Source organism: Flavobacterium ammoniigenes (genome assembly GCF_020886055.1).
Classification (GTDB): domain Bacteria; phylum Bacteroidota; class Bacteroidia; order Flavobacteriales; family Flavobacteriaceae; genus Flavobacterium; species Flavobacterium ammoniigenes.
The window spans coordinates 2,172,333-2,191,084 of the sequence record NZ_AP025184.1 but is presented as its reverse complement, the minus strand read 5'-3'; the positions used below and the strand labels follow the sequence as shown (position 1 = coordinate 2,191,084).

Genomic DNA, 18,752 nt, shown 5'->3' with positions numbered 1-18,752 from the left:
ATATATTTTTTTCAAAATCCATTTTTCAATTCCGAATTTTAAAAGTATTTTTGCGCATGCAACACAACGTACTTATTTTAGATTTCGGGTCGCAATACACACAGCTTATTGCGCGTAGAGTTCGCGAATTAAATATATTCTGCGAAATTTTTCCTTACAACAATTTTCCAACCGATTTATCTCCCTACAAAGCCGTAATTTTGGGTGGAAGTCCATTTTCGGTTCGCGCAGAAGATGCACCACATCCTGATTTGTCTCAAATTAGAGGTAAATTGCCAATGCTTGCGGTATGTTACGGAGCGCAATATTTAGCCCATTTTAGTGGTGGCGAAGTAGCTGCATCCAATACAAGAGAATACGGAAGAGCAAATCTTTCTTATATTAAAGAAGACGAAGTTTTCTTTCAAGGTATTTCACCAAACAGTCAGGTTTGGATGAGTCATAGTGATAGTATTAAAGTATTACCAACTAACGGTATTAAATTAGCTAGTACACATGATGTAGAATTTGCGGCTTACCGAATTGAAGGTGAAACAACCTATGCAATTCAATACCATCCAGAAGTATTTCATTCGACAGAAGGAACTAAAATGTTGGAGAACTTTTTGGTGAACATTGCTGAGGTGCCTCAAAACTTTACTCCTAATGCTTTTGTTACTGATATGGTGTCCGAATTGAAAGAAAAATTACAAGATGACAAAGTAGTTTTAGGTCTTTCAGGTGGCGTAGATTCAACTGTTGCGGCAGTTTTATTACACCAAGCCATTGGAAAAAACTTATATTGTATTTTCGTTAATAATGGTTTGCTTCGTAAAAACGAATTCCAAAATGTATTGAATCAATACAAAGGAATGGGATTGAACGTAAAAGGAGTAGATGCAGGTGATCGTTTCTTGTCGGAATTGGCAGGAGTAAGCGATCCAGAAACCAAACGTAAAATTATCGGACGTGTTTTCATCGAAGTTTTTGATGACGAATCGCATTTGATCGAAGATGTAAAATGGTTGGCTCAAGGAACTATTTATCCAGATGTTATCGAATCGGTTTCGGTTAAAGGACCTTCAGCTACAATCAAATCGCACCACAATGTGGGTGGATTACCAGATTATATGAAATTACAAATTGTAGAACCTTTGCGCATGCTTTTCAAAGATGAAGTGCGAAGAGTGGGGGCTACTTTAGGAATTGATCCGGAATTATTAGGAAGACATCCTTTCCCAGGACCAGGATTATCCATCCGAATCTTAGGAGATATCACTCCAGAAAAAGTACAAATTTTACAAGATGTAGATGCGGTATTTATCGATGGATTGAAATCTTGGGGATTGTACGATAAAGTTTGGCAAGCAGGAGCAATTTTATTGCCTGTAAACAGTGTTGGAGTTATGGGTGATGAACGTACTTACGAAAAAGTAGTAGCGCTTCGTGCTGTAGAATCAACTGATGGTATGACGGCTGACTGGGTTCATTTACCCTATGATTTCTTGATGAAAATTTCGAATGAAATTATCAATAAAGTAAAAGGGGTAAACCGTGTGGTGTATGATATTAGTTCAAAACCACCTGCCACAATTGAGTGGGAATAAAGTGTACTTAAATTGAAATTATTTATTGAAACGGTATCAGATTTTGTTCTAAATTTGATACCGTTCGATGGTTATAAAGGAATGGTTGTAAAACAAAATAAAATGAATTATTTATTAAAAATACTGGTTGTGGTGCTTTTGTTTACCAATACTATTGTTGCACAAGAAATCACTACCGCTACGACTTCAACAAACATTTTGCAGCAGGAAAAACCTTTGGTCAATCAATCCAAAAAACTGGCTTTGTTGTTGCCTTTTAATATAACCAAGTTGCAAAACGATACTGTAAATACTATTGCAGACCGATTGAAGAAAGATAAGTTTCTAAATATGACGCTGGATTTTTATTCCGGAGCAGTAATGGCAATTGATTCTGCCAAACAATTGGGTATTTCAGTAGATGTAAGTGTTTTTGATTCGGAGGAAAACAAAAATAGTTCGAATGTTGCTAAACTAATCGCAGATAATCAACTAGCAACTTTTGGAGCAGTCATTGGACCATTTTATCAGGCTAATGTTGAGAAAACAGCCGAATTTTTGAGTGCTAATCAAGTGGCAGTTATTTCGCCTTTATCAAAAGAATTGGGGAAATCCTACCCTAATTTATTTCAAACTATTACTTCACCAAACCTAATTCGTTCTGCTATTTTTGATTTTATGCGGTCCAAAAAAGGAAATATTATTGCAGTAGTAGATAAGAAAAAAGTATCGGTTAAAAAATACATTCTTGAGAATCAAAAAGACGTTCGATTTGCCGCCTTGGATGCAACAGGAGCTTTGAATGTACTTAGTTTAAAAGGCTTGTTAGTAAAAAACAAAATCAATTATGTGGTGATGGAAACCGCTAATACCAGTATGATTAAAGCTACTATGACTGCTTTGTTGAGCGTTCAGCAGTGGTTCAATGTGCAACTTGTAATTTTGGAGACCAATGAAACTTTAAATACAGATGAGATCGAGTTTGCTGATTTAGTGAAATTGAAATTGATGTATCCTTCCATGACTCGAGAAAATAGTAGTACTGAAGCGATGTTATTCGAAAAGAATTTCAAATTAATAAATAAAGTAACTCCCAACTCATTTGCTATACGTGGTTTTGATGTCACTTTTGATGCATTGATGCGTTTGTCTCAACCTAATGGATTTATGGAAAGTGCCAATCAAGTGACTGAACAAGTGGAAAGCAAGTTTGATTATTTTAAAAATGAAACGGGTGGTTTTGCTAATAAAGGATGGTATATTTTGTATTACGATGCCGATTTGACTGTCAAAGAAGCAAAGTAAAATCCAAATGGAAAATAACCAAAAACAACTTATTAAACTAGCGCATACTAAAATGCCTTTTGGGAAATACGAAGGTTGGCATTTAATTGAGTTGCCTGAATATTATGTGGTTTGGTACAATAATAAAGGATTTCCAAAAGGCGAGTTAGGTCAGCAATTACAATTGGTTTACGAATTAAAATTAAACGGATTAGAAGATTTAATTCGCAACATAAAAAAGAAATATCCAAAACCAATTTGATCAAAAATTTAGTTCAATTTTGGAATGATAATGAAAGGATTGAATAGCATAAAATTTAATATTTTCACAATTTTAAATTCGCATTTTCTCAATTTATAATTGTATTTTTGCGACGTTTTTTACACAACTACAATACAAACTAACACAGAATGAATCAAACGAAATATATTTTTGTTACTGGCGGTGTAACTTCTTCTTTAGGGAAGGGGATTATTGCAGCTTCCTTGGCGAAATTATTACAAGCTAGAGGATATAGAACGACTATTCAAAAGTTCGATCCTTACATCAATGTGGACCCAGGAACTCTAAATCCATACGAACACGGAGAATGTTATGTTACCGATGATGGTGCAGAAACCGATTTGGATTTAGGTCACTACGAGCGTTTCTTGAATGTGCCTACTTCTCAAGCGAATAATGTAACCACAGGTAGAATCTATCTTTCGGTGATTGAAAAAGAGCGTCGTGGCGAATTTTTAGGTAAAACGGTGCAAGTGGTTCCTCATATTACCAACGAAATTAAAGACAGAATGCAATTGCTTGGTAAATCAGGTGATTATGATATTGTGATTACTGAAATCGGGGGTACTGTGGGTGATATTGAATCCTTGCCATACATTGAATCTGTTCGTCAATTAGTTTGGGAATTGGGAGAAAATAACGGAATTGTAATTCATTTAACCTTAGTGCCTTATTTGGCTGCTGCTGGAGAATTGAAAACGAAACCAACCCAACACTCCGTAAAAACCTTGATGGAAAGCGGAATCAAAGCGGACATCTTGGTGTGTAGAACAGAACACGAGATTTCGGATGAAATTCGCAATAAATTAGCCTTGTTTTGTAATGTAAAAAGAGAGGCGGTTATTCAATCAATTGATGCGTCTACCATATACGAAGTGCCCAACTTAATGCTTGAAGAAGGATTGGATGTTGTGGCGTTGAAAAAATTAGATTTACCTAAGAAAGCCGCTCCCGATTTGAAAAATTGGAATACGTTTTTGAAGCGATTGAAAAACCCAAAACATACCGTAAATATTGGTTTGGTTGGGAAATATGTTGAAATGCAAGATTGTTATAAATCTATTTTGGAAGCCTTTATTCACGCAGGGGCTGCAAATGAAACCAAGGTCAATGTCATTTCACTTCATTCGGAATTCATAGATGCTTCAAATGTGAATGAAAAATTAGCAGGTTTAGATGCTGTTTTAGTAGCGCCTGGTTTTGGTGAAAGAGGTATTGAAGGAAAGATTGAGACAGTACGTTATGTACGTGAAAATAAAATTCCGTTTTTCGGAATTTGTTTGGGAATGCAAATGTCAGTAATCGAATATTCAAGAAATGTATTGGGTCTTTCAGATGCCAATTCAACCGAGATGAACGATACTACTTCTAATCCAGTGGTGAACTTGATGGAAGAACAAAAAACGGTTACCGATAAAGGCGGCACCATGCGTTTAGGTGCTTGGAATTGCAATATTAAAGCAGGTACTTTGGCTCATAAAATTTATGGAACAACTTCTATTTCAGAGCGTCACCGTCACCGTTATGAATTCAATAGTGCTTATGTAAGCCAATTGGAAAAAGCAGGATTAAAGGCTTCTGGAACGAATCCTCAAACGGGATTAGTAGAAATTGTCGAAATTGAAGATCATCCGTTTTTTATAGGTGTACAATACCACCCAGAATACAAAAGTACTGTAGCCAATCCACATCCAATTTTTGTGAATTTTGTGGCCGCTGCCGTTCAAGCAAAGAAAAAATAATAGAACCTAGTTTCTATAACATCAACTATTTTTAAAATAAAATGGAACAAAAAAAATTAGACATTAATTCGATCGTTGGTTTTGTATTGATTTTCGGAATCTTGATTTGGATTATGTATCAAAATCAACCCGATCCGAAAGTGATTGCGGCTGAGAAAGCACAAAAAGAATTGGTTGCCAAAGCAGCTAAAGCTAAAGCGTTGGAACTAAAATCAATTGAGAAGGCGGCTGTGGCTGTTGCAGCAACAGGCGATTCAACTCAATTAGTTCAATTGCAAAAAACCTTAGGAAACTTTGCTTATTCAGCTACTTTACCATCAGCTAAAGGCGATTTTACTACTATAGAAAATCAGGTGGTTAAATTGAAAATCGCTAATAAAGGTGGTTTTATTGTTGAAGCGATTTTAAAACAACACGAAAAATTCAAAAAAGGTTCTGGGCAATTAGTGGAGTTGATTAAAGACAACAATGCTAATTTGAATATTGCTTTGCAAACTTCTGATAACAGAACGTTAAATACTAAAGATTTGTATTTTGAACCTACTATTTCAAAAGTGGGACAGGATCAAATTCTTTCCATGAAATTGAAAGCAGGTGCTAACGAATTTTTGGAATACAAGTACATACTAAAACCAAACGATTACATGATTGGTTTTGACGTTCGTTCTCAAGGGTTGAATAAAGTGCTAAATACAGCCAAGCCATTGGATTTACAATGGAGTATGAAAACCTACAGAAATGAGAAAAGTATTTCTTACGAGAATCGATATACAGAAGTGTATTTTGAGCACCAAGAAGGTAAAATTGATTATGTGGGGCAAGGTGAAAATAAAGAAGAAAATGCTGAAAAGACTACTTTCGTAGCTTTTAAACAACACTTTTTCTCTACTATTTTATTAACAAATACACCTTTTGCATCGTCTAAATTAGTTTCTTCAAATTTGGTTAAAGATGAAGCAATAGATACCACTTATACCAAACAATTTACGGCTGAAATTCCTTTAGCGTTTACCAACGGGGAATTGGATTATAAAATGAATTGGTACATGGGACCAACAGATTATAAAACCTTACACAGTTACGATAAGAATTTAGAGAAAATCATTTCATTAGGATGGGGAATTTTTGGATGGATTAATAAATTCATCTTCATCCCATTATTTGGATTTTTGAGTTCATACATTGCTTACGGAATTGCAATTATTATTTTCACAGTGTTGATTAAAATTGCCATGTCGCCTATTACTTTTAAATCATTTTTGTCTCAAGCCAAAATGAAAGTATTGCGTCCTGAAATTGCCGAATTGGGAGAAAAATTCAAAAAAGACCCAATGAAAAAGCAACAAGAAACCATGAAGTTGTACAACAAAGCCGGTGTAAATCCGATGGCGGGTTGTATTCCAGCCTTGATTCAGTTGCCGTTCATGTATGCGTCATTTCAATTCTTTCCATCGGCGTTTGAATTGAGACAAAAAAGTTTCCTTTGGGCTGATGATTTGTCTTCGTTTGATGAAGTAATCAAATTGCCTTTCCACATTCCGTTGTATGGAGATCATATTAGTTTGTTCCCCGTACTTGCAGCAATTGCCATTTTCTTTTATATGAAAATGACTTCAGGTGACCAACAAATGGCTGCTCCGCAACAAGAAGGAATGCCTGACATGGCTCAAATGATGAAAATCATGATTTATGTTTCACCATTAATGATGTTGTTTTTCTTTAATAGTTATGGAGCTGGATTGAGTTTGTATAACTTTATTTCTAACTTGATTACTATTGGAATCATGATTGTGATCAAAAAGTATTTTATCGATAGCGATAAAATTCATGCTCAAATTCAAGAGAATAAATTGAAAGCGCCGAAGAAGCCAAGTAAGTTTCAACAAAAATTGCAAGAGGCAATGGAACAAGCTGAAGCTCAAAAAGCACAGCGCAACAAAAAATAATTTCTTAAAAATCTCGATTCATTTCGGGATTTTTTTTGCAACATAAAGTAGAAGTTCAACCAATAGACTGATTCCATTATGAGAAGTATACTAGTATTTTTGATTTCTTTAATTTTTAGTGTTTTGCATGCTCAAAAAGAGTACAATCAATTGGATGCAAAAGGATTGAAACACGGACTTTGGAAAGGAGTCTATGAAGAATCTAAACGTCCTCGTTATCAAGGTACTTTTGATCATGGAAAAGAAATAGGTTTGTTCCAATTTTTTGATGATACGCAGAAAGGTGATGTGATTGCAACGCGTGAATTTAATTCAAAAGACAATTCAGCTTACACTATTTTTTATGACCAAAATAAGAACAAAGTAAGTGAAGGAAAAGTAGTTAACAAACTTTTTGAAGGCGAATGGAAATACTATCATTTTGCTTCAGCGGTCCTAATGACTGCCGAAAATTATAAAAACGGAAAATTAAACGGATTGCGAACCGTCTATTTTCCAAATGGAAAATTAGCTGAGCAAACTAACTTTGTCAACAATCTAAAGCAAGGTGCCTATAAGAAATTTACCGAAACAGGAATTGTTTTAGAAGAATCTTTTTTCAAAAATAATGAGTACGACGGACTAGCGATTTTCAGAAATGATAGCGGAATTGTAGTTTCCCAAGGAATGTTTTCCAAAGGTTTAAAAACGGGGATTTGGGAAGTATTGGAAAACGGTAAATTAGTTAAAAAATCCAGTGCCGATTTATCTATAAAATCCAAAAGTCCACAACAGAAATAAAGTTTATGCTAGCAAATGTTTTGTAACTTTGCTACCCATTTTAATCCAAATTAAATCGAAATGAAACGTGTAGTAGTTGGTCTTTCTGGAGGTGTTGATTCGAGTGTTGCTGCGTATTTGTTACAACAGCAAGGCTATGAAGTGATTGGTCTGTTTATGAAAAACTGGCACGATGATTCGGTGACAATTTCGAACGAATGTCCATGGTTAGAGGATAGTAATGATGCTCTTTTAGTGGCTGATAAATTAGGAATTCCTTTTCAAACCGTTGATTTAAGTGAACAATACAAAGAAAAAATCGTGGACTATATGTTCAACGAATACGAAAAAGGGCGTACTCCAAATCCGGATGTCTTGTGTAATCGCGAAATTAAGTTTGACGTTTTTATGAAAATTGCCATGAGCCTGGATGCTGATTTTGTGGCAACGGGACATTATTGTCAAAAAAGCGAAATTGAAGTTGCCGGAAAAACGATATACCAACTAAAATCTGGTGCTGATAATAACAAAGACCAGTCTTATTTTTTATGTCAGTTGTCTCAAGAACAATTAGCGAAAGCCTTATTTCCAATTGGCAATTTAACCAAACCTGAAGTCCGCGAAATTGCAGCTCAAATGGATTTAATAACGGCAGAGAAGAAAGATTCTCAAGGTTTGTGTTTTATCGGGAAAGTACGACTACCTGAATTTTTGCAACAAAAATTGCAACCAAAAGAAGGAATCATTATTCAAATTGATAAGAACCATCCTGTGTATCAGCATAGCTTACCTGAAGGACTTTCATTAGAAGAGCGTTTGGCTTTTGAAGCTAATAAAATCAAGTACACTCCCGAAATGGGGAAAGTGGTGGGCAAACACCAAGGTGCTCATTATTTTACAATTGGACAACGAAAAGGACTGAATGTAGGAGGGACTACTGATCCTTTGTTCATTATTGCCACAGACGTTACTACAAATACAATTTACACGGGTTTGACGAGCCAACATCCAGGATTATTCCGAAAAGCATTGTTTATTGCTAATGCGGAATTGCATTGGGTTCGTACCGATTTGGCTTTAGCCAATGGCGATTCGTTGGAAGTAATGGCGCGCATTCGTTACCGACAACCGCTACAGAAAGCTACCTTATACCAATTTGAATCAGGAATGTATGTGGCCTTTGACGAATCACAATCAGCCATTACCGAAGGACAATTCGTTGCTTGGCATATTGGTGATGAACTAATAGGTTCAGGTGTTATATCTTAAAGTAATCCTTTGATAACATGAATAATATTACCTCACTTTTTAAAATCAAATACCCAATTATTCAAGGTGGAATGATTTGGAATAGTGGGTATAAATTAGCTTCAGCAGTAAGTAATGCAGGTGGTTTGGGATTGATAGGAGCTGGTTCGATGTATCCCGAAGTGCTGAGAGAACACATTCGTAAATGCCAACAAGCAACTTCCAAACCATTTGGTGTCAATGTTCCTATGTTGTATCCTAATGTAGAAGAAATCTTGAAAATCATTGTGGAAGAAGGGGTGAAAATTGTATTTACTTCGGCTGGAAATCCAAAAACTTGGACCTCTTATTTGAAAGAGAACGGAATTACAGTAGTGCATGTAGTGAGTAGTTCTGCTTTTGCTTTAAAAGCACAAGAAGCAGGAGTAGACGCAGTAGTTGCAGAAGGATTTGAAGCGGGAGGACATAACGGACGTGAAGAAACGACGACTTTAACTTTGATTCCAATGGTGAAGGGAAAAATTTCAATTCCGTTGATCGCTGCTGGTGGCATAGCAACCGGTAGAGGAATGCTTGCCGCCATGGTTTTAGGGGCAGATGGCGTGCAAATGGGAAGTCGTTTTGTTGCCTCTGAGGAATCGTCAGCACACAATAATTTTAAAAACACTGTGGTTGCTTCCAAAGAAGGCGATACACAATTAACCTTAAAAGAATTGGCACCAGTTCGTCTAATAAAAAATAAATTTTACCAACAAGTTCAAGAATTATACGCCAAGGGTGCAACCAAAGAAGAGTTAATTCAATTGTTAGGAAGAGCCCGTGCCAAACGCGGTATGTTTGAAGGAGATTTAGAAGAAGGCGAATTAGAAATTGGCCAAATTTCCGGATTGATTCATGACATTCAGCCTGTGAGCAAAATAATTGAAAGTATACTTACTGAATTTCAACTGGCACAAAAAGAAAGTGTGCAATGGGTATTTTAATTTTTTTCATGTCGATGAACTACTCCATTTCAATTGTCTTGATAAATTCATCATACTCAGCGTAAAATAATTCTAACGCCGCCATTTTTTCATTAAAAAAATCAAAAATAGCATCCCAATAATTGCGATTACTGACACTAACGTCACTTTTTTCTACCCAAATTCGGCTAATGGTTTTGCCGTTTTCCAAGTAATAATTTTTTTCAAAAACTAAGTCGGTTACAAATTCATCTTCCAAAATTGCTTTAAGAGCTTCTAATTTTTCAAAGTAGGCGATGCGTTTTTCATCATTACGAGGTTCAATATCAATAAGTACCTGTGCTTTTTTATTGTCTACAAAAAACTTAAAAGAAAAATCTTTGATTTTGGTATCATACAAAAGCCACTTTCTGGGATATTTTTCGGCGAAGGCAATCCAAAATTCACGTTTTAATCGTTGGGCTTCTTCTTTACTGTACATAGTATTTTGTTTTGGTAGTTGAAAGTTTGTGTACTTATTTTTTCTAAACTACATTTATAATCGCTTTGCATCGCAAAAATAGACTTTGATTATGGATTTCCAAGAATTTTTACAGATTGTTCCCAAATTAATTGCTGCAGAATTGCCAGCAACACAATCGCATTTAAAAATGGCCCCTTTGGAACGATTGAATGATTTGAAAAATCAACTTAGAGATAATTATAATCCAAGAACTGCTGCCGTTTTGATGTTGTGTTATCCTAAAAATGGAACAACACATTTGGTTTTGATTGTTCGTAATTCATATAAAGGAGTACATTCTGCTCAAATCGCCTTTCCTGGTGGAAAATATGAAAAAGAGGATATTGATTTTGCTTCAACTGCCCTTCGGGAAACCTATGAAGAAGTAGGAGTTGACCCTCATAAAGTAGCACTAATTCGACCGTTTACGCAAGTATATATTCCGCCCAGTAATTTTATGGTCTATCCTTATTTAGGGATGTGCAAAGAAGAAATTACTTTTATACCCGATCCTTCGGAAGTTGCCGGTATAATTGAGTTGCCTATTGCCACTTTTCTTAGTGATACTATCATAATTGAGAAGGAATTGCAAACATCCTATGCCAATTCAATTAAAGTACCTGCTTTCGAAATTGAAAACCATATTGTTTGGGGGGCTACTGCAATGATGTTGAGCGAGTTAAAGGACGTGTTAGCTATAACTTCTGTTTCCTGACTGATATCAGTTGACGCTCCATTTGTCTCCAAAAATAAATTTTGTAAGTTTGCCACCTAATTTATTTTAATATACACTCTAATCATGGGATTGTTAAAGAGAAACCCTTTTGGTCATATCCTATTTATTAAAAAGTGGCTCATCCGCATTCTTGGATGTTTGACACACAGACGATATCGAGGATTTAATGAATTACATATAGAAGGTTCCGAAATTATTAAGAACTTACCCGATACCAATGTCTTATTTATTTCGAATCATCAAACCTATTTTGCTGATGTGGTAGCCATGTTTCATGTCTTTAACGCGAGTTTAAGTGGCCGTACCGATTCGATTAAAAACGTTGGGTATTTGTGGCAGCCCAAAATGAATGTCTATTATGTTGCCGCTAAAGAAACGATGCAAGCGGGTTTGTTGCCTAGGATATTAGCCTATGTTGGCGCTATTTCAGTGGAACGCACTTGGCGCGCTAAAGGTGTTGATGTAACTGAGAAAAGAGAAGTTAATCCTAATGATACTGAAAATATAAAAATTGCTTTGGCTGATGGATGGGTGATTACTTTTCCACAAGGTACCACCAAGTCTTTTAAACCTGTTAGAAAAGGAACAGCGCATATAATCAAAGATCATCAACCTATTGTTGTTCCAATTGTAATTGACGGTTTCAGACGCTCTTTTGATAAAAAGGGATTACGCATGAAAAAGAAAGGAATTCTACAATCCTTCATCATCAAAGAACCCTTGAATATTGATTATGAAAACGACTCTATTGACGAAATAGTTGAAAAAGTAGAATATGCCATTGAACAACATCCTTCCTTTTTAAAAGTGATTCCTGCCGAAGAATTGGAAGAGGAGGAACGTTTGAATGCACTAAGGAATTGGGATATTTAAGATATAAAAAAAGAGGCTATTGCCTCTTTTTTTAGGATTCTATTTTTTGAAGTTCTTCATAATTGGTTTTTAGTTTTCCTAAAAAGTTACCATACAGTATTTTATAAAATCCCCATATGAATAACATTATTAAAAACATGGCAATTGCAAATGGAATCACCATTGCTGTTCCGTGATTGGGGATATCGGCAACGTTGGTATTGGAGTTATTCCATCCATCAATAAATCCGAAGGCACCTATAAAACCGCTTATTAAGATGTTCCAATAAATGTAATAGTTTACTATTTTTCTTGTTTTTAAAATATGCTTGATTAGTAGCGTGGCATTATTTAAAACAGAAATAGTTTTATAGTTTTTAAAGAATAAATAGATAAAACCAAGAATGATAAAATAATTTAGATTTTCTGCAATACTCAAATAAGGATGTAATTGATTGTATTTGGATTGGTAGGGATCCGGCAGAAACCAACCAATTCCATTCAAAATCACAAATTCCAATATACTTACAATTAAAATCCACTTCACAACCGAAGATGATTTTTTGTGGAGCATTGCATAAATGTCATTTTCGCTCAATTGTTCAAAAGAGGCCTCACTCTTTTGCCAGTCTTTCTTCAATAAATCCAACTCTTTCATATTCCTTTAGGATTTAATAGTTTTTTTAATTTTCCTTTAATTCGGTTCATTTTTACTCTTGCGTTGACCTCACTTATTCCAAGGGTTTCTGCAATTTCAGTGTAATCTTTGTCTTCCAAATACATAAAAATGAGGGCTTTTTCTATGTCGTTCAATTGATGAACTGCTTGGTATAATAATTTGAGTTGTTCTTCTTCTTCGTAATTGTAATGTACTTCAGGAACGAAATGGTAGTTACCTTCGTATCCTACCGTATTGATGGATCGCTTCGTCTTTCGATACAGTGTTATCGCGGTATTCAAGGCTACTCGATACGCCCAAGTAGAGAATTTACTATCGCCTCTAAACTTAGGAAAGGCTTTCCACAACTGAATCGTGATCTCTTGGAACAAATCTTTGTGCGCATCCTCATCCTCAGCATACAATCGACAAATTTTGTGGATTATATTCTGATTCTCTTGAAGTTGTTTTACAAAAGACTGTTCTAATTCTGATTTCATACGGGGGTTAGTAGTGGTTTGGGTTGTTTTGTTACAGTTTTATTTTCGCAATTTATTTGTGATTGTTGTTTTTACAAGGATTTGTTTTTATAGTAATTGACCATTAAGTTGACCAATTTACTATAGCTTTCTATTCCGTCTTTTTGTTGGTTCCATTTTAAGAAACGGTCATAAAATAAATGAAAGCCTTTTTCAATCGGGGTTTCATATGCTTTCCAAAACCGATCACTTTCTTCATAGTTCTTTAGAATACCCGGATGTACCGTTTGAAGTAATTTTTGATACACCATTTTGTTTCGTATTTGCCAATTGGCAAGACAATACCTCAAAGCAAAACTGTATCCGGAGTATTTGAAATACAAATCAGGGTTCTTTACCGAAGCCATAAAACCAATGAAATTGCATTCACTTTCGCTGGCATATCCCATTTGATGCGCCATTTCGTGGCAGGATGTAGTGGGGGAGTGGTACATGGGCATTAAGTAGTTGACTTGGGCTTCATTGGTAAATGGATTCAAATAGCCGCCAAAACCCATATACGTGAGAGGTAAACTGAATAGCGATTTTTTGGCACTCAATTCAGAGTAGTTAAAATTGGGAATTTCTTTAGCAAGGATATCATAACCTTTTACATTCATTTGAAAAACGTGTTCTTGCGAATAGGGAAAAACAATTGCTTTGTTTTTGTTCTGAGTAATTTGGAACTGAATGCTATTGGTTTTAGCAATTAATTTTTGGGTAAAAAGTAATAAATCAGCATCGGAATAGTCGCGCTCCATTTTCATTTTCTCAAAAAGAGGTTGTCTGTAATAATTGAATCCCCAGAGCAAATGAAAGACAAAATAGAAAATAGAGCAAACACTCAAAATTAATTGAACATTATTTTTCCAATGGATTCTCCATGATTTTCGACTTTTCCAAGTCCAATTTATCACCAATAAAATGACTAAGAAGTATAAAAAATCTCCCACAGAAAAAGGGATATATCCAAAGCTCATTCGAAGTATTTTGGAAATCTATGGATAGAATCCATTACTGTACCATTTCTCTACCACTTCGGGCAATACAGCCAGAAACGGAATCAAAATAATTTGTATCAAAAGAAAAAAAGAAAGTAAGTACCGGCGTTTCACAAAATGTATTTTTGAGATGTAAATATAATCACAATATCCATTCATTACGAAGCTAAACTTTGTAACTTTGGCCGTTTGATAAATAAAAACGACTACAGTATATGAGCCAAGAAATACGCAATTTAGAACCGAAAGTACTTTGGAATCAATTTGCCAATTTGAATGCGGTACCGCGTCCTTCCAAAAAAGAAGACCGAGTTATTGCTTTTATGAAAGACTTCGGAAACCAATTGGGATTGGATACTTTTGAAGATGCCATTCGCAATGTAATCATCAGAAAACCGGCTACTCCAGGAATGGAAAATAGAAAGCCATTAGTACTCCAAGGGCATTTGGACATGGTACACCAAAAGAATGCCGATACTGTTTTTGATTTTGACACTCAAGGAATTGAGATGTATGTTGACGGGGATTGGGTTCGCGCTCGCGGAACTACATTGGGTGCAGATAACGGTCTAGGTGTTGCGGCTATCATGGCCATTTTAGAAAGTAAAGATATTCCGCATCCTGCAATTGAAGCCTTGTTTACAATCGACGAAGAAACAGGAATGACTGGTGCGCTGAATTTGAAAGGTGGTATTTTACAAGGTCAAATTCTTTTGAATTTGGATACCGAAGAAGATGATGAAATTGATATTGGTTGTGCTGGCGGAATTGATGTGACGGCTACTGCTGAATTTGACGAAGAGGAAACTCCAGAAGGTTCAGTAGGTTATATCATCACAGTTAAAGGATTAAATGGCGGTCATTCTGGAATGGATATTCACAAAGGATTGGGTAATGCCAACAAAATCATGAATCGTTTGTTATTTGATGGCTTTGATAATTTTGGATTGCAAATAGCATCTATTCATGGTGGAAGTTTGCGTAATGCCATTCCACGTGAAAGTGTTGCCAAAGTCATTATTGCCGAAGTATACGATGAAGCATTTGTTTTTGACATGCAGCAAATCGTAAATGAAATTAAAACGGAATTAAAAAGTACAGAGCCTAACTTGGAAATAGTATTCGAGAAATTAGATACCCCTCCAGCAAAGGTGATGCCTTCGATAGCTCAATTTTATTTTGTTCGCGCAATGTATACTGCACATAACGGGGTATATCGCATGAGTGCTGACTTTGACAATTTGGTCGAAACTTCTAACAATATTGCGAAAGTAGATTTAGCTAATGGCCAACTTTCAGTACAATGCTTAACGCGTTCTTCGGTAGAATCGGCTAAAATGGATTTGGCGAATGCTTTACGTTCAGCTTTCGAATTGATGGGTTGCGAAGTAGAATTTTCTGGTTCTTATCCAGGTTGGACGCCTAATTCTAAATCGGAAATTTTGGATGTATTGACTTCAATTTATGAAAAGCAAAACAAAGAAAAAGCCAAAGTTGTGGCTTGTCATGCTGGTTTAGAATGTGGAATTTTAGGAGCTAATTATCCGGATATGGACATGATTTCATTTGGACCAACCATTCATGGTGCGCATTCTCCAGATGAAAGAGCGAGTATTTCTTCGGCTCAGAAATTTTGGAAATTTTTAGTGGAGGTTTTGGCAACTATTCCAGTGAAATAGTTTTTTGATATACAATTAAAAAGCCTCATCTGTTTTCAGATGAGGCTTTTTATTATCTGTTAGTCTCTTTTAGGATTGTTTTTCTTTTCTCTTTTTTCCTCTTTTTTTTCCTTCGCAGTTTTAAGAGGTTCTTTTTTAGCCGTCTTTTTTGCGTCTTGACTTTTTGCCATTTTGGTTCTGTTTAATGATTAATTTTCATTAAATATACGATATATACTTAGGGTTGGATGGCAGTAGCGGAATTATTTCTTTTTCAAAACTTTATACTCTTCATAACAGCCGCTTATAGCGTCTAATATTTGTAAGTCATTAGCCGATTGTATAAAAGATTCGGAATAGTTACATCGTTTCAGAATTTCGCCAATTTCTTTGGTGTCAATTCCTAGCAATGCAGTAACTGTTTCTCTATCGTATTTGGATTCTAGCAGTTTTCGAACGGTATCATCCTTCTTCATTTCTTTGAGTTTTTTAAGCTCTTTGGGCTTTTTCCCGAAGAAATTATACAACATGTCCGCAGGGTTAAAAATAGATCCCATGACGCGTCCAAAGGCATTTGGCGAATATTCTCCGGCTTCATATCCTTGGGTTAAACCTGAAATGCTATAACGGAAATTTTCTTTGGTAGGAATTAATTTGGAATCGACTTCTAAATAACCAGTTAAATTAAAGGGTCTAATGATCACTTCTTCTAAGGCAATGGCTTTTTCGGTCAATTGTATACGCGTACTTTTGTTTTTGATCCAGTCGTTTGTAACTCTAACACGAAGCGGTTGAAAACCTAAAATGGTAAAGTGTAAGGTGTCGTTGACATGAACGTTAATTTCGAAACGACCATTTCCATCTGTAGTGGTTCCTCTAACTTTATTCAAGTTGATGATATTGACACTAGATAGGGGTTGGTTAGTATTGTCGTTGACAACAATTCCGGAAACTTTTTGGGAGGGTTCTACTTCTTGTGCAGTAAGATGTACTGAAAGTAGTATAAAAAAGAAAACTACAAAATATTTCATAAACTGGTTTAAGACTTTAAAAGTAATAAATCAGTCGGGAATATTTTGTAGTTTTTCTATAATTATAAGAAAATTAACAAAAGGTGTTAGTCTCTTCTTGGTCTTCTTGGTCTTGGTGAATCACCAAAGCTTTCTGAGCGTCTTGGAGCTCTTTCAGAAACTCCGCCTTCTCTTCCTTCACCTCTTCTTGGAGCCGAACCTCTGTCGCTTCTAAAACCACCTTCTCTTGGAGCTGAATTTCTGTCGCTTCTAAATCCGCCTTCACGTCTTGGTGCAAAGCTTCCTTCTCTTCTTGGAGCTGAACTTCTTCCGCCAAATCCACCACCAGAATTTCTTCCATTATGATCACGTCTTCCGCCACCATCATTTTTAGAAATTTCTACGTTGATTCGTCTACCGTTTAAGTCATACCCATTCAACACTTCCATTACTTTATCAGTATGTTCAGCATCAGTATTAAAGAAAGAGAATCCTTCTTTAACATCTACTTTAAATACGTCGTCACGACCTAATTCTAAAGTTTCTTTCAAGAAGTCTTTCAATTGCATCCAATCGAAATCGTCTCTTGATCCAATGTTTACAAAGTAACGGGTAGCGCCACCATTGTTATTTTCTCTTGGAGCTCCGTCTCTTTCTCTTCGGTCTGAACCAGAAGATTGAGATGATAGATCTCTGTTTTTCTTGTAATAGTTAATGAAACGGTTGAATTCTACCGATACCATTTTCTTGATTAACTCTTCTTTAGATAATCCTTCTAATACTTCATTGATAGCTGGCAAGTAGTTGTCAATTTCGTGATCTACTTCAGTATCTTTGATTTTATTAGCTAAGTGCAATAATTGGATTTCGCAAATTTCAATTCCAGAAGGAATGGTTTTTTCTTGAAATTTTTGTTGAATGATTCTTTCAATTGAAGAAATCTTACGGATTTCACTTTTCGTTACAATAACGATAGAAGTACCTAATTTACCGGCACGTCCAGTACGACCTGAACGGTGGTTGTAGGTTTCGATTTCGTCAGGTAATTGATAGTTGACTACGTGAGTAATATTATCAACGTCAATTCCACGAGCTGCTACGTCTGTAGCCACTAACATTTGAATTTGACGACCTCTAAAAGATTTCATTACCCCGTCACGTTGCGCTTGAGATAAATCTCCATGCAAAGCAGCAGCGCTGTAACCATCTTCAATTAATTTTTCGGCTACGGCTTGAGTATCACGTTTTGTTCTACAAAAAACCACCGAAAAGATGTCTGGATTAGCATCAGCTAAACGTTTCAACGCTTCGTAACGATCACGTGCATTTACTAAATAGTATTCGTGAGAAACGGTAGCTGAACCAGAGTTTTTGCTACCAACAGTAACTTCAGCAGGATCGTGCATGAATTTTTTAGCAATACGTGCTACTTCAGCAGGCATTGTTGCAGAGAATAACCAAGTGTTTTTCTCGTCTGGAGTATCGGATAAAATCGATACGATGTCTTCATAAAAGCCCATGTTCAACATCTCATCTGCTTCGTCAAGAATACAGAAATTGATGTTTTTAATGTTCACAAGACCTCTGTTGATCATGTCTTGCATTCTACCTGGAGTAGCCACAATAATTTGTGCTCCACGTTTAATTTCTCGGGCTTGTTCTGTAATGCTTGCACCACCATAAACTGCCACTGTATGTAAACCTTTTACGTATTTTGAGTATTGTTTAATCTCGTTGGTGATTTGTAAGCATAGCTCACGCGTTGGTGATAAAATTAACGCTTGTGTACTTCTGTCTTCAGCATCAATTTTTTGAATAAGTGGAAAACCAAAAGCTGCTGTTTTCCCTGTTCCTGTTTGTGCTAAAGCTACTAAGTCTGTGTTTTGTTCCAATAGTACTGGAATCGCTTTTTCTTGCACTTCTGATGGATTCTCAAATCCTAGATCTTTGATCGCAAGCAGTAGCGACTCATTCAGACCTAATTGTTCAAATTTGTTCATATATTATTTTAAATTGGCTGCAAAGGTA

At 35.8% G+C, this 18,752-nt stretch carries 17 protein-coding genes; 11 read left to right on the top strand and 6 right to left on the bottom strand.

What is annotated here, in order from left to right; all coding sequences use genetic code 11:
* Window positions 1-56: 56 nt before the first annotated feature.
* From guaA to LPC21_RS09925, 8 genes are all read left to right on the top strand, one after another.
* A complete protein-coding gene (guaA, locus tag LPC21_RS09960) occupies window positions 57-1,586 on the top strand; it encodes a glutamine-hydrolyzing GMP synthase (RefSeq protein WP_229317079.1) in 1,530 nt (509 codons plus the stop codon).
* Between the two features lie 102 nt (window positions 1,587-1,688).
* Window positions 1,689-2,870 carry an ABC transporter substrate-binding protein gene (locus tag LPC21_RS09955; RefSeq protein WP_229317078.1) on the top strand — a complete coding sequence of 394 codons (1,182 nt, stop codon included), beginning with the start codon at window positions 1,689-1,691 and terminating at the stop codon, window positions 2,868-2,870.
* A gap of 7 nt (window positions 2,871-2,877) precedes the next feature.
* Complete coding sequence (locus LPC21_RS09950; protein ID WP_229317077.1) at window positions 2,878-3,111, top strand: DUF3820 family protein; 234 nt, start codon at window positions 2,878-2,880, stop codon at window positions 3,109-3,111.
* A 149-nt stretch (window positions 3,112-3,260) separates the two neighbouring features.
* Window positions 3,261-4,874: a CTP synthase gene (locus LPC21_RS09945; protein WP_229317075.1), complete on the top strand. Its 1,614-nt coding sequence runs from the start codon at window positions 3,261-3,263 to the stop codon at window positions 4,872-4,874.
* Between the two features lie 41 nt (window positions 4,875-4,915).
* Window positions 4,916-6,820: a membrane protein insertase YidC gene (gene yidC, locus LPC21_RS09940; protein WP_229317073.1), complete on the top strand. Its 1,905-nt coding sequence runs from the start codon at window positions 4,916-4,918 to the stop codon at window positions 6,818-6,820.
* A gap of 78 nt (window positions 6,821-6,898) precedes the next feature.
* On the top strand, window positions 6,899-7,600 hold the full coding sequence (locus tag LPC21_RS09935; protein WP_229317071.1) for a toxin-antitoxin system YwqK family antitoxin: 702 nt from the start codon (window positions 6,899-6,901) through the stop codon (window positions 7,598-7,600).
* A 60-nt stretch (window positions 7,601-7,660) separates the two neighbouring features.
* The gene (gene mnmA / locus LPC21_RS09930) at window positions 7,661-8,848 is read left to right on the top strand and encodes a tRNA 2-thiouridine(34) synthase MnmA (protein WP_229317070.1); all 1,188 of its coding nucleotides are present in this window, start codon (window positions 7,661-7,663) and stop codon (window positions 8,846-8,848) included.
* 17 nt (window positions 8,849-8,865) lie between these two features.
* Window positions 8,866-9,810, top strand: coding sequence for an NAD(P)H-dependent flavin oxidoreductase (locus tag LPC21_RS09925; protein ID WP_229317069.1), 945 nt, complete (start codon window positions 8,866-8,868; stop codon window positions 9,808-9,810).
* A gap of 19 nt (window positions 9,811-9,829) precedes the next feature.
* On the opposite strand, the gene LPC21_RS09920 is transcribed toward LPC21_RS09925, so the two are convergent.
* On the bottom strand, window positions 9,830-10,270 hold the full coding sequence (locus tag LPC21_RS09920; RefSeq protein ID WP_229317068.1) for a DUF4268 domain-containing protein: 441 nt from the start codon (window positions 10,268-10,270) through the stop codon (window positions 9,830-9,832).
* A 91-nt stretch (window positions 10,271-10,361) separates the two neighbouring features.
* Here LPC21_RS09920 and LPC21_RS09915 point away from each other — a divergent pair, with 91 nt between their 5' ends.
* A complete protein-coding gene (locus LPC21_RS09915) occupies window positions 10,362-11,006 on the top strand; it encodes an NUDIX hydrolase (RefSeq protein ID WP_229317067.1) in 645 nt (214 codons plus the stop codon).
* A gap of 84 nt (window positions 11,007-11,090) precedes the next feature.
* A complete protein-coding gene (locus LPC21_RS09910; protein WP_229317066.1) occupies window positions 11,091-11,900 on the top strand; it encodes a lysophospholipid acyltransferase family protein in 810 nt (269 codons plus the stop codon).
* 31 nt (window positions 11,901-11,931) lie between these two features.
* Here LPC21_RS09910 and LPC21_RS09905 read toward each other — a convergent pair whose 3' ends face one another.
* The 3 genes from LPC21_RS09905 to LPC21_RS09895 form a co-directional block, all read right to left on the bottom strand.
* Window positions 11,932-12,537 carry a hypothetical protein gene (locus tag LPC21_RS09905; RefSeq protein ID WP_229317065.1) on the bottom strand — a complete coding sequence of 202 codons (606 nt, stop codon included), beginning with the start codon at window positions 12,535-12,537 and terminating at the stop codon, window positions 11,932-11,934.
* Window positions 12,534-13,037 (bottom strand): RNA polymerase sigma factor, encoded by a 504-nt coding sequence (locus LPC21_RS09900; RefSeq protein WP_229317064.1) that lies wholly within the window; start codon window positions 13,035-13,037, stop codon window positions 12,534-12,536. Before LPC21_RS09900 ends, LPC21_RS09905 begins: the two co-directional genes overlap by 4 nt.
* A 71-nt stretch (window positions 13,038-13,108) precedes the next feature.
* Window positions 13,109-14,044, bottom strand: coding sequence for a DUF3810 domain-containing protein (locus tag LPC21_RS09895; protein WP_338030349.1), 936 nt, complete (start codon window positions 14,042-14,044; stop codon window positions 13,109-13,111).
* Between the two features lie 227 nt (window positions 14,045-14,271).
* On the opposite strand from LPC21_RS09895, the gene LPC21_RS09890 reads away from it, so the two are divergent.
* Window positions 14,272-15,735 carry an aminoacyl-histidine dipeptidase gene (locus LPC21_RS09890; RefSeq protein WP_229317062.1) on the top strand — a complete coding sequence of 488 codons (1,464 nt, stop codon included), beginning with the start codon at window positions 14,272-14,274 and terminating at the stop codon, window positions 15,733-15,735.
* A gap of 242 nt (window positions 15,736-15,977) precedes the next feature.
* Here the strand turns inward: LPC21_RS09890 and LPC21_RS09885 are convergent, their stop codons facing one another.
* Both LPC21_RS09885 and LPC21_RS09880 read right to left on the bottom strand, forming a co-directional pair.
* Window positions 15,978-16,745 (bottom strand): carboxypeptidase-like regulatory domain-containing protein, encoded by a 768-nt coding sequence (locus tag LPC21_RS09885; protein ID WP_229317060.1) that lies wholly within the window; start codon window positions 16,743-16,745, stop codon window positions 15,978-15,980.
* 86 nt (window positions 16,746-16,831) lie between these two features.
* Entirely contained in the window at window positions 16,832-18,724 is a 1,893-nt protein-coding gene (locus LPC21_RS09880) for a DEAD/DEAH box helicase (protein WP_229317058.1), read from the bottom strand.
* Between the last annotated feature and the right edge of the window lie 28 nt (window positions 18,725-18,752).